Raw genomic sequence first — 16391 nt, 5'->3', positions numbered from 1 at the left:
AAGCCGATGATCTGTTCTTCGGAAAACCGCTTCTTCACGTCCAATCTCCTTCGGATGGGGGATTGGACTCCAAACCGCGGTGCTACTCAAAAGTGGGGGAACGTCGCAGGCAGAACAGCCCGAGGCGTTGCATGCACGCACGTTGGTCGTATAGCTCGTTCCATGGGCAGTGATCACTATCGAAGTGGATGCCGTATTCACTACCGTGCAGGTAGAGCCACTCAGGCAGTACTGAAAGTCGTAGCTGCCGCTCCCGACGACGCTGACCACGACGCATCCAACTCGTATGAGTAGGGAGGGCGGATGTCAGGGTCGTATGTTTCGTAAATGGTGGCAGACAATCCCGTTGGCGTCGGGGGGATATGGAGCACGTTGACGCTGCCTGTGGTGCTCCAGCCGCTGCAGCCACCGACGTTGCAGGCCTGCACGTGGTAGCCGTAGGTGCCGTTGCCCTTGCCGCTGATCGCCCGACTGGTGGCGCTGCCGGTGTGGATCGTGGCCCAGGCGCCACCATTGATCTGCTCCTGCAGGGTGTAGCTGGTGGCCGTGCTCACGGCCGTCCAGCTCACCGTGTAGCTGCCGGTGGTGCTGCTGGATGGCGCACTTACGCTGGGCGCGGTAGCTGGTGGGAGATTTACCACGACGGTACCGTTGGTACTCCACGAGCCGCAACCGCCCGCATTGCAGGCTTGCGCTCGGTAGCCATACGTCCCGTTGCCCTTGCCGCTGATCGCACGGCTGGTCGCGCCACCGGTCTGGATCGTGGCCCAGGCGCCACCATTGACCTGCTCCTGCAGGGTGTAGCTGGTGGCCGTGCTCACCGCCGTCCAGCTGACTGTGTAGCTCCCCGTATTGCTGCTAGCGGGTACGCTGACGGTGGGGGCACTGGTAGGCGGGAGGGCTACCACCGTGGCAACTGTCGCGCTCCAGGGACCACAGCCGCCCACATTGCAGGCCTGCACGCGGTAGCCGTAGGTCGCATCGGTCTTGCCGCTGAGCGCACGGCTGGTCGCGCTACCGGCCTGGATCGTCGCCCAGGTGCCGCCGTTGACCTGCTCCTGTAGCGTATAGCTGGTGGCTGTGCTCACGGTCGTCCAGCTCACCGTGTAGCTGCCGGTGCTACTGGCCGGTGCGCTGATTGTCGGGGCACTGGCTGGCGGATACGTCACCACCGTGACACTCGTCGCGCTCCAGGGCCCACAGCCAATGCTGTTGCATCCCTGCGCCCTATAGCCATAGGTGCCATTGCCCTTGCCACTGACCGCACGGCTGGTGGCGCTGCCGGTCTGGATCGTCGTCCAGGCGCCCCCGTTGATTTGCTCCTGTAGGGTGTAGCTCGTGGCGGTGGCCACCGCCGTCCAGCTGACCGTGTAGCCACCCGTATTGCTGCTGGCGGGCACGCTGACGGTGGGGGCGCTAGTGGGTGGGAGGGTCACCACCGTCGTGCTCGTGACACTCCACGGCCCACAACCGCCACCGTTGCATGCCTGCACGCGGTGGCCGTACGTGCCGTTGCCCTTGCCGCTGGCCGCCCAGCTCAGGCTGGCGCTCGTTTGCACGGTGCTCCAAGCGCCCCCGTTGAGCTGTTCCTGCAGGGTGTAGCTGGTCGCCCCACTGATACCCGTCCAGCTTACGGCGTAGCTTCCGCTGGTGCTCGTCGCCGGAGCGGTCGGCGTGGCGAAGGCGCCAGTGGTAACGGGGATGGTGCCGAAACGGTCAAACCACGCCACGCCTTCTTGGACAGGCAGATACTGCACCCGCAAGCCCGTGCCCAATACGGCATTGGCGGGGACCGCGATGGCCACCGCCGCACTGCCACCGGGCGGAATATCCGGTATCGCGGCGCGCGTCAGGTCGTTCGTGACGATCTTGCCGGATGCGTCGACCAGGTGGTCACCAAGATGGACCGGATACGATCCGGACGAGGTAAGCGTCACCGTGCCCTGGTTGGTGATCTCAACGGTTGCCTCGATGGCCTGAGCATCGGCCGAGAGCGTGGGTCCTGCTACCAAGCGCAGGGTTACGTTCACTTCGGAAGGCAGAAGAATCCGGGTGTCCCGCACGTTCTTGGCGATGAGCTTGCGGCCGAGGTAGATGAAATCGGTCGCGGCGTACGCCCCAGTGTCGATCTGGTACAGCAACTGCCCAGCCTGGGTGTAGAAGTAGTAGGTCGGGCCACCGCTGGCCGGCGACTTCATCACCCGCCGGCCGGCTGCGTCGTAGCTGTAGCTGGCCAGCCCATCGATCTGGGTCAGCTGGTTCTTCTGGTCGAACTGCAGTGTGCTGCCGTTCTTGCTGGTGACGTTGCCGCGGTTGTCGTAGCCGAAGCTGCTGCTGCCCGCGCCGGTAATGCTGGCCAGGCGATTGAGCGCGTCGTAGTTGTAGGTGAAGGTCGCGCCGTTGCCGATGCGGCTCTTGATATTGTTGAGCGGGTCGTAGCTGTAGCTCTCGGTGCCCCACAGGTTGCTGGCCGTGGCGCTGGTCAGCCGGTTGAGGTCGTCGTAGCCGAAGCTCTTGGTGCGGTGCCCGTCGACCAGGTCGGTGACGCCGGTGATGTTGCCGTTGGCGTCGTAGGCAAAATCCTCGCTGAGGTTGAGCGTGCTGCCCAGGCCATAGCTGAAGTTGCTCAGCAACTGACGGGCGTTCTGTTCGGCCAGGTACGTGGCGCCATTGCCGTAGCTGAAGGACGCCACTTCGCCGTTGGGGAAGTAATCGATGCCGCTGGCGAAGGCGCCCACCCGGGTGGCACGGCCCAGCGCATCGGGGGCGTAGGCGACCGCGGTGCCATCGGGGTAGGTCAGGCTCGCCAGGCTGCCGTAGGCATCGTGGGCGTAGCCGACCGTCCAGGCGTTCTGGCCGGTCAGCTGCAGGGTCTCGCCGGTCAGCTGGCCGAGCTTGTTGCGCGTGGCGCTCCAGGTGCTGATGCCCGACACCGCGCTCTTGAGGTTGCCCAGCGCGTCGTAGCCATAGGTGGTGCTCTGCGTGCCCGAGGGCGGGGTCAGCGTGAGCAGCCGGTTCATGGCGTCGTAACTGCGCACGGTCTTGCCGGCATCGGCCACCTGCTCCAGGCCGCAGCCCGTCCCCGTGAGGCTCAGGCCCGCGGCACTCCAGGCCAGGTTGTTGGCGCCGTCGTAGGCCATCACCTCGCTGCCGCTTTCCGGCTCCGTGGTGCGACACAACCGGTGGTAGCTGTCATAGACCAGCGTCTTGGTGACGTCGCCGCTCAGCCCATTGAACGAACCGTACTGGTGGATCGCGGTCGGGTTGCCGTAGAGGTCGCGGGCGATCGTCTGGGTGACCCCGGCGGGCGCCTGGACCTGGATCACCGCCTCGTAAGCCGGCTGGTCGAACACCTGGTAGCTGGTGGTCGTGACCTTGCCCTTGGGGTCGGTCACCTGCTTGCGGGCACCGGACAAGTAGCTGGTCGTGGTCGTGAGGGTGCCCAGTTCGGAGGTTTGCTGCGTGCGTGTCAGGCGGCCCAGGACGTCGTAGGTGTGGGTGGCGCCGGCCGTGATCGCACTCAGGTCCGGGCTCCCGGCCACCGGGTAGGAACTGAAGGTGGTCAGGCCTCGGAAGTCGTAATCGCTGCGCACGTTGCTGTGCGAGGCGGCATCCCCGTTGATGTAGGTGTCGGTGAGCACCGGCTGCAGCTCGGCGTTGAAATAGGTCACCTGACGCTGGTCACCCTTGGCGATCGTGCGCCGCCAGTGGTTGGCGCCCACGCCACGCTCGGCACCGGTCACGAAGTCGTAGCTGAAGGTCTTCGGATACCAGGCCTGCTCGTCGCCGCTGGGATAGGTGATGCGGGTCAGGCGGCCCACCCCATCGTAGCTGTAGGCGGTGGTCGCACCGGCTTGGTCGGTGATGCTCGCGATCTGGCCGAAATCGTCCACCACCAGGCTTTGCGACCGGCCATCGGGATAGCCGATCGCCTGCGGGATGCCGCGCTTGTAGCTACCCAGGGTGGTGGTGTGGCCATTGCCGTCGGTGAAGCTGGCCAATTGCCCTTGCGCGTTGAAGCTGTAGCTCATGAGCTTCTGGCCGAAGTGCCAGCGCTCGGCCAACGTATCGTTGGTCGTGTTGTAGACGTTCTTGTCCACCACCTCGCCGGTGGTGAGGTTGGTCACCTGGGTCGGTAGGCCCAGCACCCACAGCGTGGGGTCGTTGAGGTAGTCGGTCTGCTCCTCGACCGCACCTTGCCCGGCAATGGAGCTGTAGCGCTTGGCCCGGGTCACCTGCGCATAACTGTTGAACGCTTCCGCCAGCCATGAATAGGTGTCGCCATCTTGGAGAATCTGGCGCTTGTTAAGCGGCGAGTATTTCGTGTTCTGATCAGGATTGACTATCGCTCCCTGCAGGTTTGTACCAGCGATAGGCAAGGGTGAGGTATTCGGCGGCGCATAGCCGCTGATCTCGGATCGCAGAAGCGTCGAACCAACCGCGCCTGTGTAGTAGTCCGTGCGCACCAGCTGGCTTTCGGTGTAGTCGAACTTGTTACTAAAGGTGTAGCGTTGCGTGCTCCCGTCAGGGTTGGCCACATCCGTATAGACCGTACCTACGCAACCAACCGAAAAACAATCAACCCAGCCTTCCTGTGTCGGTGAGTAGCCATAGGACCACGTCCGCGTCGGCGTGCCCGCACCGGACACCGTTTCCTGTGTAATGGAGAGGCCCCACCACAAGTATGGAATGCCCGCATAACTGCCCGGAGTGCTGGGGTCATTGTTTAGGGCGCCACTGCATGCCAGCGGCACATAGGAACGCGCGTGCCGGGTTGGTTGGACCGTGAATGTTCCTGTCAAGCCGGAGGGGTGGATGATCGTGCCGCTAACCGGGCTTAGAACGCCGGGTACCGTCGGCCTCAGGCAGCTCGAACTCCCCGCATCTCCGCTCAACGATGCCCGATCGAGCAAGGCGAAGTCGAAACGCCACTGGCTGGAATCCGGCAGCACGACAGCGGTGAGAGTCGTATTGTCGCTGCTGTAGGCATAAGTCCAGGTCCGTGGTGAGCCCGAGGCCGGCTGCAGGGTCACGCTCTGGACTCGGTGGGTACCCGCGACGTACGTAAGGCTCAACGCGCGCCCATCACTGGCAGTGATGGCGGTCAAGTATCCGTCGGCGTCGTAGCTGTAGTTGAGCGTATTGCCGAACCGATCCTGGACTTTAGTCACCAACAACACGCCCAGGCTTCGAACCATGACATCCGTGGTGGTTGCAGCATGCGCGGTATTCGAACCCGTCAGGACAGTGATGAGCGTCTCGATAACCTCATCCAAGCGCGCCATTTGGGTGTCAGAAGAGCGCCTCACGCTCGCGGTACCGTCATACAGATGCCGGGCCATTTCCGGTGCAGGGCGATAGACCAGCTCGTTGAACCAGTACTTCGTACCGTCGGGCGACTCGCCCAGGAAGCCCTCGCCCGGCTGGCCGTTCGCCGTACTCGGAAGGCAACTGAACCGCCAGTGGCTCTTGGTGACTACCGGATAAGTGCTTTTGGTGCCGGCATCGACGCTGGCGAGCAGGTCCTGGCTCCCTTCACCGGGAAGCACCAAGTGGTATCCCTTCCACCACTCGCTGGGATCCCATTCCACGAGCGCCGGATCGCCAAGGTGTCTGATAACGGTCGGCGGTGCAGTGAAATTCGAGCACCGGGTATTTACGTCGGCGTAAGGGTCGATGCCTTGCGCTAAAGGATCGATCTGCCATCCATTGACCGCCTGCACATGTCCGGTAACCTCGTTGTAGTACCACATCGATACGCCCGGATCAGTGGCCGTCGGAGGGGTTCCCGCCGTGAAACTTTCCAAATGCGGAACGAGCAGCTCCCAGTCGGCAAACACTCCTTCCGCATGGGGAATGACCGGTCGGTTGCCATCGGCGTTGAACTGACGCACCAACTGCAGCAGCGGACCATTGCCCGGCAGGCTGATGTCAGTCTGCGTAAAGGACAGGGAGCCGTCGTACAGACTGATGTTTTCGCCAAAGGGATGCTCGCCAAGAGGTTGGATGTCCTCATTGACGTGGATGAGCTTCCTGTATTCGTCTTCTGGCATATCGGTGGCATGCAGAATGCCGATGCCAAGTACGATCCAGGCAAAACACACACAGTGGGACCCACCGTCCCTGTGGCAAACGCGACATATCCCTGTTCCCCAAAGGCCGCCGCGTTGCGCGGCGGATAACGCGAGTTCAACGCCGCTCGGGGGAGCTGTCAAGTGTCGTGCGCAAAAGCGAAGGGTGAATTACCCCTTCACGCGGCGCGCGATCGCCTCGCCGAAGCTCTGCGTGTTGCCCTTGCCGCCCAGATCCGGCGTGACGTGATCATGGTCGTGGGCCATCGTCTCGCGGATGGCGTTGCGCAGGCGGGTGCCCTTCTCGACCATGCCCAGGTGGTCGAGCATGTCGGCGGCGGCCAGCAGCAGCGCGCAGGGATTGGCGATGCCCTTGCCGGCGATGTCCGGCGCCGAGCCGTGCACGGCCTCGAAGATGGCCGCGTGCTCGCCGATGTTGTCGCCCGGGGCCAGACCCAGGCCGCCGACCAGGCCGGCGCACAGGTCCGACAGGATGTCCCCGAACAGGTTGGTGGTCACGATCACGTCGAACTGCTCGGGGCGCATCACCAGCTGCATGCAGGCGTTGTCCACGATCATCTCGTTGAACTCGATCTGCGGGTAGTCCTTGGCGATCTCGCGCGCCACGTTGAGGAACATGCCCGAGGCCGTCTTGATGATGTTCGCCTTGTGCACGGCGGTGACCTTCTTGCGGCCCTTCTTCACGGCCATCTCGAAGGCATAGCGCACGATGCGCGCGCTGCCCTTGCGGGTCACGCGGATCATGGAGGTCGCCGTCTCGCCGTCCTCGGACACGCTCTGGCCCTCGGCAAGATAGGCACCCTCGGTGTTCTCGCGCACCGTGATGATGTCGATGTCCTGGTAACGCGCCTTGGTGCCCGGGAAGCTGTGCGCCGGGCGCACGTTGGCGTACAGGTCGAAATGCCGGCGCAGGGTGACGTTGATCGAGGTGAAGCCGCCGCCGATCGGCGTGGTGAGCGGGCCCTTGAGCGCGACCTTGTGCTCGGCGATCCTGTCGAGCGTGGCCTTGGGCAGCAGGTCGCCGTGCTTCTCCAGCGCCACCATGCCCGCGTCGACGAAGTCGTAAGTCAGGCCGCAGTCCAGCGCGTCGAGCACGCGCAGCGTGGCGGTCATGATTTCCGGGCCGATGCCGTCACCCGGGATCACGGCGATGGTGTTGCTCATGTAAAGCTCCTTGGGGACTGGTCGCGCGTGCGGCGGGGGCGGGCGCACGCCAAAGAGCGCCATTATCGCCGATGCGGCCACCGACCCGCAGCAGGCGGCATGCGCCGGGCGTTGCAAATCGTCGCACGGAGCGTTGCGGATCTTCGCACCGACCATGCCGGAGGACTCCGGTGGAACGCTGTAGGAGCGAGCATGCTCGCGATGCCTTTCGCTCCGGAGCGCGGCTGAGCCAGGAGCATCGCGAGCAAGCCCGCTCCCACAGGGGGCGCCAGGTCAGGCGTGGTCGGTGCAGGCAGTGCCGCCGGCCTGGCCGCCCTCCAGCTGGTCCAGAAAGTCGACCGCGCGGCGCAGGTGCGGGATCACGATCGAGCCGCCGACCACCAGGCCCACGCTGAAGGTCTCGAAGAATTCCTCGCGGGTGACGCCGGCTTCCTTGCACTGCGCCACGTGGTAGCTGATGCAGTCGTCGCAGCGCAGCACCATCGAGGCGACCAGGCCGAGCAGCTCCTTGGTCTTCACGTCCAGCGCGCCGGGCTTGTAGGTCTGCGTGTCCAGCGCGAAGAAGCGCCGCACGACCTGGTTGTCCTCGGCCAGGATGCGCTCGTTCATGCGCTGGCGGAACGCGGTGAACTCCGCCACGCGGTCCTTGCTCCCGGTCGCGTCGCTCATGCCGGCTCGCCCAGCAGTTGCTTCAGCTTGCCGCTGCGGTCGGCGGCGACCAGGTCGTCGTAGCCGCCCACGTGCTGGTCGTTGATGAAGATCTGCGGCACGGTGCGGCGACCGCCGCTGCGGCGGAGCATCAGGTCGCGCTGCGCCGGATCGGCATCCACGCGAACCTCGTTCCACTGCAAGCCCTTGGATTTGAGCAGGTTCTTCGCCGCCACGCAGTAGGGACACACCGCCGTGGAATAGACCTCGATCTTGGGCATTGCTGGTACTCCGGAAAACCTCAAGGATGGCCGGTGAGATGGGCGCCCGCGGCCCCATTGCAAGCCAACGGACGATGAACCGACGTCGCCGCCGGCGGTCCTCACTGATGTATTGTCGCCCACCTATGGCCATGGCACCACGACCCGCCCCCCGCCTGCTGACCGCACTGCTCGCCGCCAGCCTCGCCTTCGGCGCCGGCGCGCAGGAGGACATCCGCCTGCCCGACCTGGGCAGCTCGGCCGACGCGCTGATCTCGCCGCAGGATGCCCAGGACTACGGCGCCGCCATGCTGCGCCAGATGCGCTCGATGGACATGGTGGTGGACGATCCCCTGCTGGACGACTACCTGAACGACCTAGGCTACCGTCTGGTCGCGGGCAGCGACCGTCCGAAGGACCATTTCGCCTTCTTCGTGGTGAAGGACGACGAGATCAACGCCTTCGCCGCGCCCGGCGGCTACATCGCGGTCAACTCCGGCCTTATCGCCATCACTCGCAGCGAGAGCGAGCTGGCGGGCGTGATCGCCCACGAGATCGGCCACATCACGCAGAACCACCTGCAGCGCGCGTTCGAGGACTCCAAGAAGGACGCCCCGCTGATGGCGCTGGTGCTGCTGGGCGCCATCGCCGCCGGTGCGGGCTCGCACAGCGGCGACTCGCCGATGGCGGTGCTGGCTGCCGGCCAGGGCCTGATCGCGCAGCGCTCGATCAACTTCACCCGCAAGGACGAGGTCGAGGCCGACCGTGTCGGCATCCAGACCCTGGCCAACGCCGGTTTCGACCCGCGCGCCATGGCCAGCTTCTTCGAGCGCATGCAGGACACGCTGCGCGCGGGCGCCGGCGGCACCGACGTGCCCGAGCTGCTGCAGACCCACCCGGTGACGCTCTCGCGCATCAGCGACGCCAAATCGCGCGCGGATGCCCTGCTGGAGGCGCAGAAGCTGCGCCCGAGCGGCTCCACCCTGGTGCGCAGCCAGTGGGAAAAGACCACCGCGCCGATCCCCTACGTCAAGGACCCGACCGCCCTGCTGGGCACGCAGGTGCAGGGCGGCCTCGACACCTACGCGCTGATGCGCGAACGCACCCGCGTGCTGGCCGGGGACCCGTCCAAGCTGGCGCACTTCTACAGCGCCAGCTTCGGCACGCCCGGCTTCGACACGCCCGCGACCCGTTACGGCTACGCCCTGGCGCTCACCCGCAGCGGCTTCGGCGCGCAGGCGATCGAACAGCTCAAGCCCCTGCTCGCCGCGCATCCGGACAATCTGGTCCTCGGCCTGGCAATGGCCGACGCGCAGCTGCAGGACGGCCAGCGCCCCGCGGCCCTGGCCCGCTACGCCGCGCTCAACGCCCGCTCGCCGGGCAACCGCGCGGTGGCCCTGGCCTACGCCAAGGCGCTCACCGCCGGCGGCGACAAGGACCAGGCGATCGCCGCCGCCGGCCTGCTGCGCCCGTTGCTGGACAAGGCCGACGAGCCGGACATCTACCGCAGCTACGCCCGCGCCAGCGACAAGGCCGGCGACAGCGTCCGCGCGGGCGAGGCCTATGCGGATGCCAGCTACCTCTCCGGCCGTCCGTTCGATGCGATGGAGCAGCTCAAGCGCCTGCTCAGGCGCGACGACCTGGACTACTACGCCCGCGCCCGCATCCAGGCGCGCATCGCCGACCTCACCCCGCTGGTGCTGGAACTGCGCAAGCGCAAGGTGCAGACCGCCGACAATCCGGACGGACGCAGCCAGTAGCCGGGCCACCGGATGCCGGCAGCGGACCGGAAGGGCCGGTAGCGAGCGGATCCCGCGCGTCGACCGGCCGGCTCGGACGGGCTAGGCCGGACGCGCGGCGCCGAGTGTCATCCAGACGTAACATTGCCCCGCTGCAATACGCCCGTCACAGGCCAGGCGCAAACGCGTGCAAAAGCGCATCCTCATCGTCGAAGACGAAGCTTCCATCCGCGACATGGTCGCCTTCGCGCTGCGCAAGGCGGACATGGAGGCGGTCCCGGCGGCCGACGCCCGCGCCGCGCAGATCGCGATCGCCGAACAGGTACCGGACCTGATCCTGCTGGACTGGATGCTGCCGGGCACCAGCGGCCTGGAACTGGCGCGGCGCCTGCGCAAGGAAGAGCTCAGCCGCGAGATCCCGATCATCATGCTCACCGCCCGTGGCGAGGAGATGGACCGGGTCAACGGCCTGGAAGCCGGCGTGGACGACTACGTGGTCAAGCCCTTCTCCACCCGCGAGCTGATCGCGCGGATCAAGGCGGTGCTGCGGCGCAGCCAGGGTGACGACGGTACCGGCGTGGTCGAGCTGGGCGGCCTGCGCATCGACGGCCCCGCGCACCGCGTGTTCGCCGGCGACGAAGCGGTGCCGATCGGCCCCACCGAATACCGCCTGCTGTATTTCTTCATGACCCATCCCGAGCGCGTCTATACCCGCGCGCAGTTGCTCGACCACGTATGGGGCGGCAGCGTGTACGTGGAGGAGCGCACGGTGGACGTGCACATCCGCCGCCTGCGCAAGACCCTGGAACCGTGGCAGCTGGACGGCATGGTGCAGACGGTGCGCGGCTCGGGCTACCGTTTCTCGACGAGCGTGTGAGGCGACTCGACGGCGTCACCTCGCCGCGCCATCCTCAGCGCTCCGCCGTCCGGATCGACCGCATGAACCGCGCCCGCCGCCTCGCCCACGTCCTGCTCGACCTGCGTGCCGCCGCGGACAGCCTGCCCGACGCGGTCGTGCTGCTGGACGAGAGCTGGCGGGTACGCTGGTTCAACCGCGCCGCCGAGGCGCTGCTGGGGCTGCGTCGGCCACGGGACCGCGGCGTGCTGCTGGTGGACCGCCTGCAGGGCTCGGAACTCGCCGGCTGGCTGCGCAGCGGCGCACGCGCACCGTTGCGCGACATCCCGGCGCCCGGCCAGCCGGACGGCCGCCTCGACGTCTCGCTGCAACCCTTCGGCTGGCGCCAGCGGCTGCTGCTGGCGCACGACATCAGCCCGCTGACCCGGCTCGAGCAGATCCGCCGCGACTTCGTGGCGAACGTGTCGCACGAGTTGCGCACGCCGCTGACCGTGATCCACGGCTACCTCGAGCTGCTCGACCCGGAGGACGTGCCGGCGCTGGCGCCGGTGCTCGGCGAGATGCGCGCGCAGTCCAAGCGCATGGGGCAGATCGTGGAGGACCTGCTGACCCTGTCGCGCCTGGAGACGCAGGAGCACGTGGTCGACGAGCGCGTGCCGATGGCCGGCCTGCTGGCCACCCTGCGCAAGGAGGCCGAGGCGCTCAGCCAGGGCCGCCACCGCATCACGCTGGAAGCCACCGCCGGGCTGGACCTGCTCGGCTCGCCGAAGGACCTGCACAGCGCCCTGTCCAACCTGGTCAGCAACGCCGTGCGCTACACCCCAACCGGCGGCAGCATCACCATCCGCTGGCAACGCAGCCCCGAGGGCGCCACCTACGCGGTCAGCGACACCGGCTACGGCATCCCCGCCAATCACCTGGCACGGCTGACCGAGCGGTTCTACCGGGTCTCCTCCAGCCGCTCGCGCGAGACCGGCGGCACCGGGCTGGGCCTGTCCATCGTCAAGCACGTGCTCAACCTGCACCAGGCCCGCCTGAGCGTCGAAAGCACCCCCGGCCGGGGTTCCACCTTCGCCTGCCATTTCGGGCCGGAACGGCTGCTGGCACCCGAGAACTAGGCGCTCCCCGGCCCCGCCGCCCGCCTTTCCCGCCCCGCGTGCGGCCCGCGGGCGGCGGACCGGGGCTGAAGCGGACCCGACCCGCGTGCGACCCTCCCCGCTGTACTCCGCCGCCGCATCGGCCAGAATGGAGCCATGGCCCGCAAACTGCCGCTTCCCGCCACCGCGATCGCCGACCTGTCCGCGCCGGAGCTGTACCTCAACCGCGAGCTGGCCGCACTGGAGTTCAACTTCCGCGTGCTCGCCATGGCGCGCGACGCCCGGGTGCCGTTGCTGGAGCGGTTGCGCTACCTGAGCATCGTGGCCAACAACCTCGACGAGTTCTTCGAGGTGCGCGTGGCAATGCTCAAGCACCACCACAGCTACGGCTCGGCCGCACCGGGTCCGGACGGCCTGCCTTCAGGCGAGGTGCTCACCCGCATCCGCGCCCGCGTGCTGGACCTGGTCGCCGAGCAGTACGCCACCTGGCAGGAGCAGCTCAAGCCGCAGCTGGACGCCGAGGGCATCCGCTTCCTCACCCGCCACCAGTGGAACGCGGTGCAGCGGCACTGGCTGCAAGGCTACTTCGAGCACGAGGTGCTGCCAGTGCTTTCGCCGCTGGGGCTGGACCCGGCGCACCCGTTCCCGCGCATCCTCAACAAGACGCTCAATATCGCCGTGGTGCTGCAGGGCCGCGACGCGTTCGGCCACGAGGGCCACATGGCGCTGGTGCGCGCGCCGCGCTCGCTGCCGCGCATCGTGCGCCTGCCGGACGAGGTCGGCGGCGACGGCCACAACTTCGTGTTCCTGGCCGAGCTGCTGCAGGCCTTCGTCGACCTGATGTTCCCCGGCTTCAAGGTGGCCGGCTCCTACCAGTTCCGGGTCACCCGCAACAGCGAGCTGATCGTGGAGGAGGCCGAGGTGGAGAACCTCGCCCGCGCGCTCAGCGAGGAACTGCTCGGCCGCGGCTACGCGCGGCCGGTACGGCTGGAGATCGCCAACGACTGCCCGAAGGCGATCACCGCCATGCTGGTGGCCAACTTCGAACTGGAGGAATCGGACGTCTACCGCTGCGACGGCCCGGTCAACATCATCCGCGCCGGCAGCATCTACGACCAGGTCGACCGCCCGGAACTCAAGTTCGCGCGCTTCGTGCCCTGCCTGCCCGCCGCGATCGGCCCCGGCACCAACCTGTTCGAGGTGATCGGCGAGCACGACGTGCTGCTGCACCATCCCTACGAGAGCTTCGCCGCGGTGGTCGACCTGCTGCGCCAGGCGGCGGCCGATCCGGGCGTGCTGGCGATCAAGCAGACGCTCTACCGCGCCGGCGAGGACACCCCGCTGGTCGACCTGCTGGTGGAGGCCGCGCGCAACGGCAAGGACGTCACCGTGGTGATCGAGCTGCGCGCGCGCTTCGACGAGGCGGCCAACATCCGCCTGGCCACCAAGCTGCAGGAGGCCGGCGTGCAGGTGGTCTACGGCGTGGTCGGCTACAAGACCCACGCCAAGATGATGCTGATCGTGCGCCGCGAAGCGGGTGCGCTGCGCCGCTACGTGCACCTGTCCACCGGCAACTACCACCAGGCCAACAGCCGGATGTACACCGACATCGGCCTGATGACCGCCAACCCGGAGATCGGCGAGGACCTGCACAAGGTGTTCCAGCAGCTTTCCGGCCTGGGCTCGGTGATCAACCTCAAGCGCCTGCTGCATTCGCCCTTCACGCTGTACAGGAGCGTGGTCGCCAAGATCGAGCGCGAGACGGCACATGCGCTGGCCGGCAAGCCCGCGCGCATCGTCGCCAAGCTCAACGCGCTGAACGAGGCGCACGTGATCGAGGCGCTGTACCGCGCCTCGCAGGCCGGCGTGGAAATCGACCTGATCGTGCGCGGCGCCTGCACGCTGCGCCCCGGCCTGCCCGGCATCTCCGAGCGCATCCGCGTGCGCTCGATCGTGGGCCGTTTCCTCGAGCACAGCCGGGTGTACTGGTTCGCCAATGACGGCCAGCCGGAGACCTACTGCGCCAGCGCGGACTGGATGGAACGCAACCTGATGCGCCGCGTGGAGGTCGCCTTCCCCATCCTCGACCCGGCGCTGGCCCGGCGGGTGTTCGACGAGACGCTGGCCAACGGCCTGGAAGACAACACCGAGGCCTGGCTGCTCGGCGGCGACGGGCGCTACACCCGCGCCACGCCCGGCGAGCGCCCGCCGCACAGCGCGCAGCAGACCCTGCTCCGGAAGATCTGCGGCTGATGCGCTCCCTCCGCCTCCGTTCCTGCCACGCAGCCGCCCGCGTCCGCGCTCCGTCCTGCGGCAGGCAGGGCGCCGCCCGTGGCAGAATCGCCGCCCGCCTGCCTGGAAGCCCCGCGTGACTGCCGAGCCCGTACCGATCAAGGATGGCGAACTGATCGCGGCCGTCGACCTGGGCTCGAACAGCTTCCACATGGTGGTCGCGCGCATGGAGCACGGCGAACCGCGCGTGATCGACCGCCTCCGGGACAGCGTGCGCCTGGCCGCCGGCCTGCGCTCGGACGGCACGCTGGATGCCGCCCACCGTGCACGCGCGCTGGCCTGCCTGGCGCGGTTCGGCCAGCGCATCGAGGGCCTGCCGTCGAGCAACGTGCGCGCGGTGGCCACCAACACCGTGCGGCGCCTGGCTTCGCCGCACAGCTTCCTGGGTGCGGCCGAGGCGGCGCTCGGCCATCCGGTGGAGATCGTCTCCGGCCGCGAGGAAGGCCGCCTGATCTTCCTCGGCGTCGCCCACGACCTGCCGGCCTCGCGCGAGCCGCGGCTGGTGATCGACGTGGGCGGCGGCAGCACCGAATTCATCATCGGCCGGGGCCTGGCACCGCTGCATACCGAAAGCGTGCAGGCCGGCTGCATCGCCTCCACGCTGCGCTTCTTCCCCGGCGGACGGCTCACGCCCAAGCGCTGGCAGCGCGCACGCAGCGAAGTGGGCGTGCTGCTGCAGCAGTTCGCCGAGGACTTCCGCGAATCCGGCTGGCAGGAGGTGTACGGCTCCTCCGGCAGCGCCAAGGCCATCGACGCGGTGGTGCAGGCGATGAGCCTGACCGACGACGGCGTCACCTCCGACGCCCTGGCCGAACTGCGCGAGACGATCCTCGAACAGGGGCAGATCGACCTGCTGCGCCTGCCCGGCCTCACCGAGGAGCGCACGCCAGTGTTCGCCGGTGCCGTGGTGATCTTCGAGGCGGTGTTCGAGGCACTCGGCATCGACCACATGCGGGTGTGCGAAAGCTCGATGCGCGAAGGCCTGCTGTGGGACCTGCTCGGCCGCGCCGGCGGCAGCGACCCGCGCACCGACAGCATCGACGCGCTGGCCACCCGCTACGGCGTCGACCGCGCCCAGGCGCGCCGCGTCGAGCAGACCGCGCTGCTGCTGTTCGACCAGGTCGCCCGCGCATGGAAGCTCGACGCCGAAGCGCGCGAATGGCTGTCCTGGGCCGCGCGCGTACACGAGATCGGCCTGGCAATCGCGCACAGCCAGCACCACCATCACGGCGCCTATATCCTGCGCCACGCGGACCTGGCGGGCTTCTCGCGGCAGGAACAGCAACTGCTGGCCGCGGTGATCGAGGCGCACCGGCGCAAGCCCGCCAAGGCGCTGATCTCGGTGCTGCCGCAACGCTACCGCGCGCTCGCCCGCTACATCACCGCCCTGCTCCGCCTGGGCGTGCTGTTCCGCCGCGGGCGCCGTGCCGAGTCGCTGCCACCCCTGAAACTCGGCGCCACCAGCCACCGCCTGCGCCTGGCCGTTCCCGCCGCCTGGCTGGACCAGCATCCGCTCACCGAGGCGGACCTGGAACAGGAACAGGGGCCGATGGCGGAACTGGGGTTGACGCTGGAGATCCAGCGCGTGTGAGGGTTTCGCCTGTCGGCGCACCGAGGGGCGGTGGATGCCCTGGCGAGCAGTTCTCGCAGTGCTCGCTTGTGGGCTTACCGTTCTCGTGTGGGCTGCCGCAACCGGGCTGGCCCGGTGGCTGTCGCCACCGCGTGCTCGGCAGGAGCGAGCTTGCTCGCGATGCGCTTGCTCTTTTCGCTCCGCTAGGGCGCTTGATGGGGCGTGTCGTTCTTCCGTGGCCTCTCCGCGACCGGGCTCGCCTGCGGCGGGCTTCCGCCGGCCTGCCGGCCGGCGGGTCACTTCTCTTGCGGGCCCAAGGAGAAGTCACCAAGAGAAATGGCCTGGGGCAACTCGATGGGGGACACGAGCTAGGTACCCGTGCGCCTTGCCGGGCGAGGCGGTCGCTTCCAGAGGAGCTACCGCGGCGACCCGCGAGCGCTCGATGACCGAGGCCATGGACCGGCTCGCTGCGCATCGCGCCTGCGCCTTGCCGGGCATGCCGGTCGCTTCAAGAGGAGCTAGCCGCGCCCCCGCGAGCGCTCGGGAACCGAGGCCATGGACCGGCTCGCTGCGCCTCGCCCACCCTCAGCCTCCACGCGGCAGGGCGCCACCCTGGCCCCGGTTCCCGAGCGCCCGCGGTGTAGCCGCTATAGCTCCTCTGAGAGCCGGGCGC

9 protein-coding genes are annotated in these 16391 nt (G+C 67.7%); 5 read left to right on the top strand and 4 right to left on the bottom strand.

Translation table 11 applies throughout. From position 1 onward, the window contains the following. Positions 1 to 221: 221 nt before the first annotated feature. The 4 genes from WAT24_RS11300 to grxC form a co-directional block, all read right to left on the bottom strand. Positions 222 to 6053, bottom strand: coding sequence for a hypothetical protein (locus WAT24_RS11300; protein ID WP_336807971.1), 5832 nt, complete (start codon positions 6051 to 6053; stop codon positions 222 to 224). A gap of 189 nt (positions 6054 to 6242) precedes the next feature. Continuing rightward, a complete protein-coding gene (locus tag WAT24_RS11295) occupies positions 6243 to 7256 on the bottom strand; it encodes an isocitrate dehydrogenase (protein WP_336807970.1) in 1014 nt (337 codons plus the stop codon). A 273-nt stretch (positions 7257 to 7529) separates the two neighbouring features. Beyond that, positions 7530 to 7925, bottom strand: a complete 396-nt coding sequence (locus WAT24_RS11290; RefSeq protein ID WP_336807969.1) for a carboxymuconolactone decarboxylase family protein — start codon at positions 7923 to 7925, stop codon at positions 7530 to 7532. Further along, positions 7922 to 8185, bottom strand: a complete 264-nt coding sequence (gene grxC / locus WAT24_RS11285; RefSeq protein WP_336807967.1) for a glutaredoxin 3 — start codon at positions 8183 to 8185, stop codon at positions 7922 to 7924. The genes WAT24_RS11290 and grxC overlap by 4 nt, the downstream gene beginning before the upstream one ends. A gap of 125 nt (positions 8186 to 8310) precedes the next feature. Here grxC and WAT24_RS11280 point away from each other — a divergent pair, with 125 nt between their 5' ends. The 5 genes from WAT24_RS11280 (at position 8311) to WAT24_RS11260 (ending at position 15739) form a co-directional block, all read left to right on the top strand. Beyond that, positions 8311 to 9924 (top strand): M48 family metalloprotease, encoded by a 1614-nt coding sequence (locus tag WAT24_RS11280; RefSeq protein ID WP_425605296.1) that lies wholly within the window; start codon positions 8311 to 8313, stop codon positions 9922 to 9924. Between the two features lie 166 nt (positions 9925 to 10090). After that, positions 10091 to 10780, top strand: a complete 690-nt coding sequence (phoB, locus tag WAT24_RS11275; RefSeq protein WP_336807965.1) for a phosphate regulon transcriptional regulator PhoB — start codon at positions 10091 to 10093, stop codon at positions 10778 to 10780. A 62-nt stretch (positions 10781 to 10842) separates the two neighbouring features. Then, a complete protein-coding gene (gene phoR / locus WAT24_RS11270) occupies positions 10843 to 11877 on the top strand; it encodes a phosphate regulon sensor histidine kinase PhoR (RefSeq protein ID WP_336807964.1) in 1035 nt (344 codons plus the stop codon). A 135-nt stretch (positions 11878 to 12012) separates the two neighbouring features. Further along, a complete protein-coding gene (gene ppk1 / locus WAT24_RS11265; protein WP_336807963.1) occupies positions 12013 to 14109 on the top strand; it encodes a polyphosphate kinase 1 in 2097 nt (698 codons plus the stop codon). A 115-nt stretch (positions 14110 to 14224) separates the two neighbouring features. Further along, positions 14225 to 15739: a Ppx/GppA phosphatase family protein gene (locus tag WAT24_RS11260; protein ID WP_336807962.1), complete on the top strand. Its 1515-nt coding sequence runs from the start codon at positions 14225 to 14227 to the stop codon at positions 15737 to 15739. Positions 15740 to 16391 lie beyond the last annotated feature (652 nt).

It is taken from the genome of Fulvimonas yonginensis, from assembly GCF_037137055.1.
GTDB classification, from domain to species: Bacteria; Pseudomonadota; Gammaproteobacteria; order Xanthomonadales; family Rhodanobacteraceae; genus Frateuria_A; species Frateuria_A yonginensis.
This window is presented reverse-complemented; position numbering and strand designations above follow the sequence as displayed.

Bases quoted from the DNA above. Each gene is read 5' to 3' on its own strand.
- WAT24_RS11295 (WP_336807970.1), bottom strand. From the start codon at position 7,256: ATGAGCAACACCATCGCCGTGATCCCGGGTGACGGCATCGGCCCGGAA.
- ppk1 (WP_336807963.1), top strand. From the start codon at position 12,013: ATGGCCCGCAAACTGCCGCTTCCCGCCACCGCGATCGCCGACCTGTCC.
- phoR (WP_336807964.1), top strand. From the start codon at position 10,843: ATGAACCGCGCCCGCCGCCTCGCCCACGTCCTGCTCGACCTGCGTGCC.
- WAT24_RS11280 (WP_425605296.1), top strand. From the start codon at position 8,311: ATGGCCATGGCACCACGACCCGCCCCCCGCCTGCTGACCGCACTGCTC.
- WAT24_RS11300 (WP_336807971.1), bottom strand. From the start codon at position 6,053: ATGCCAGAAGACGAATACAGGAAGCTCATCCACGTCAATGAGGACATC.
- grxC (WP_336807967.1), bottom strand. From the start codon at position 8,185: ATGCCCAAGATCGAGGTCTATTCCACGGCGGTGTGTCCCTACTGCGTG.
- WAT24_RS11290 (WP_336807969.1), bottom strand. From the start codon at position 7,925: ATGAGCGACGCGACCGGGAGCAAGGACCGCGTGGCGGAGTTCACCGCG.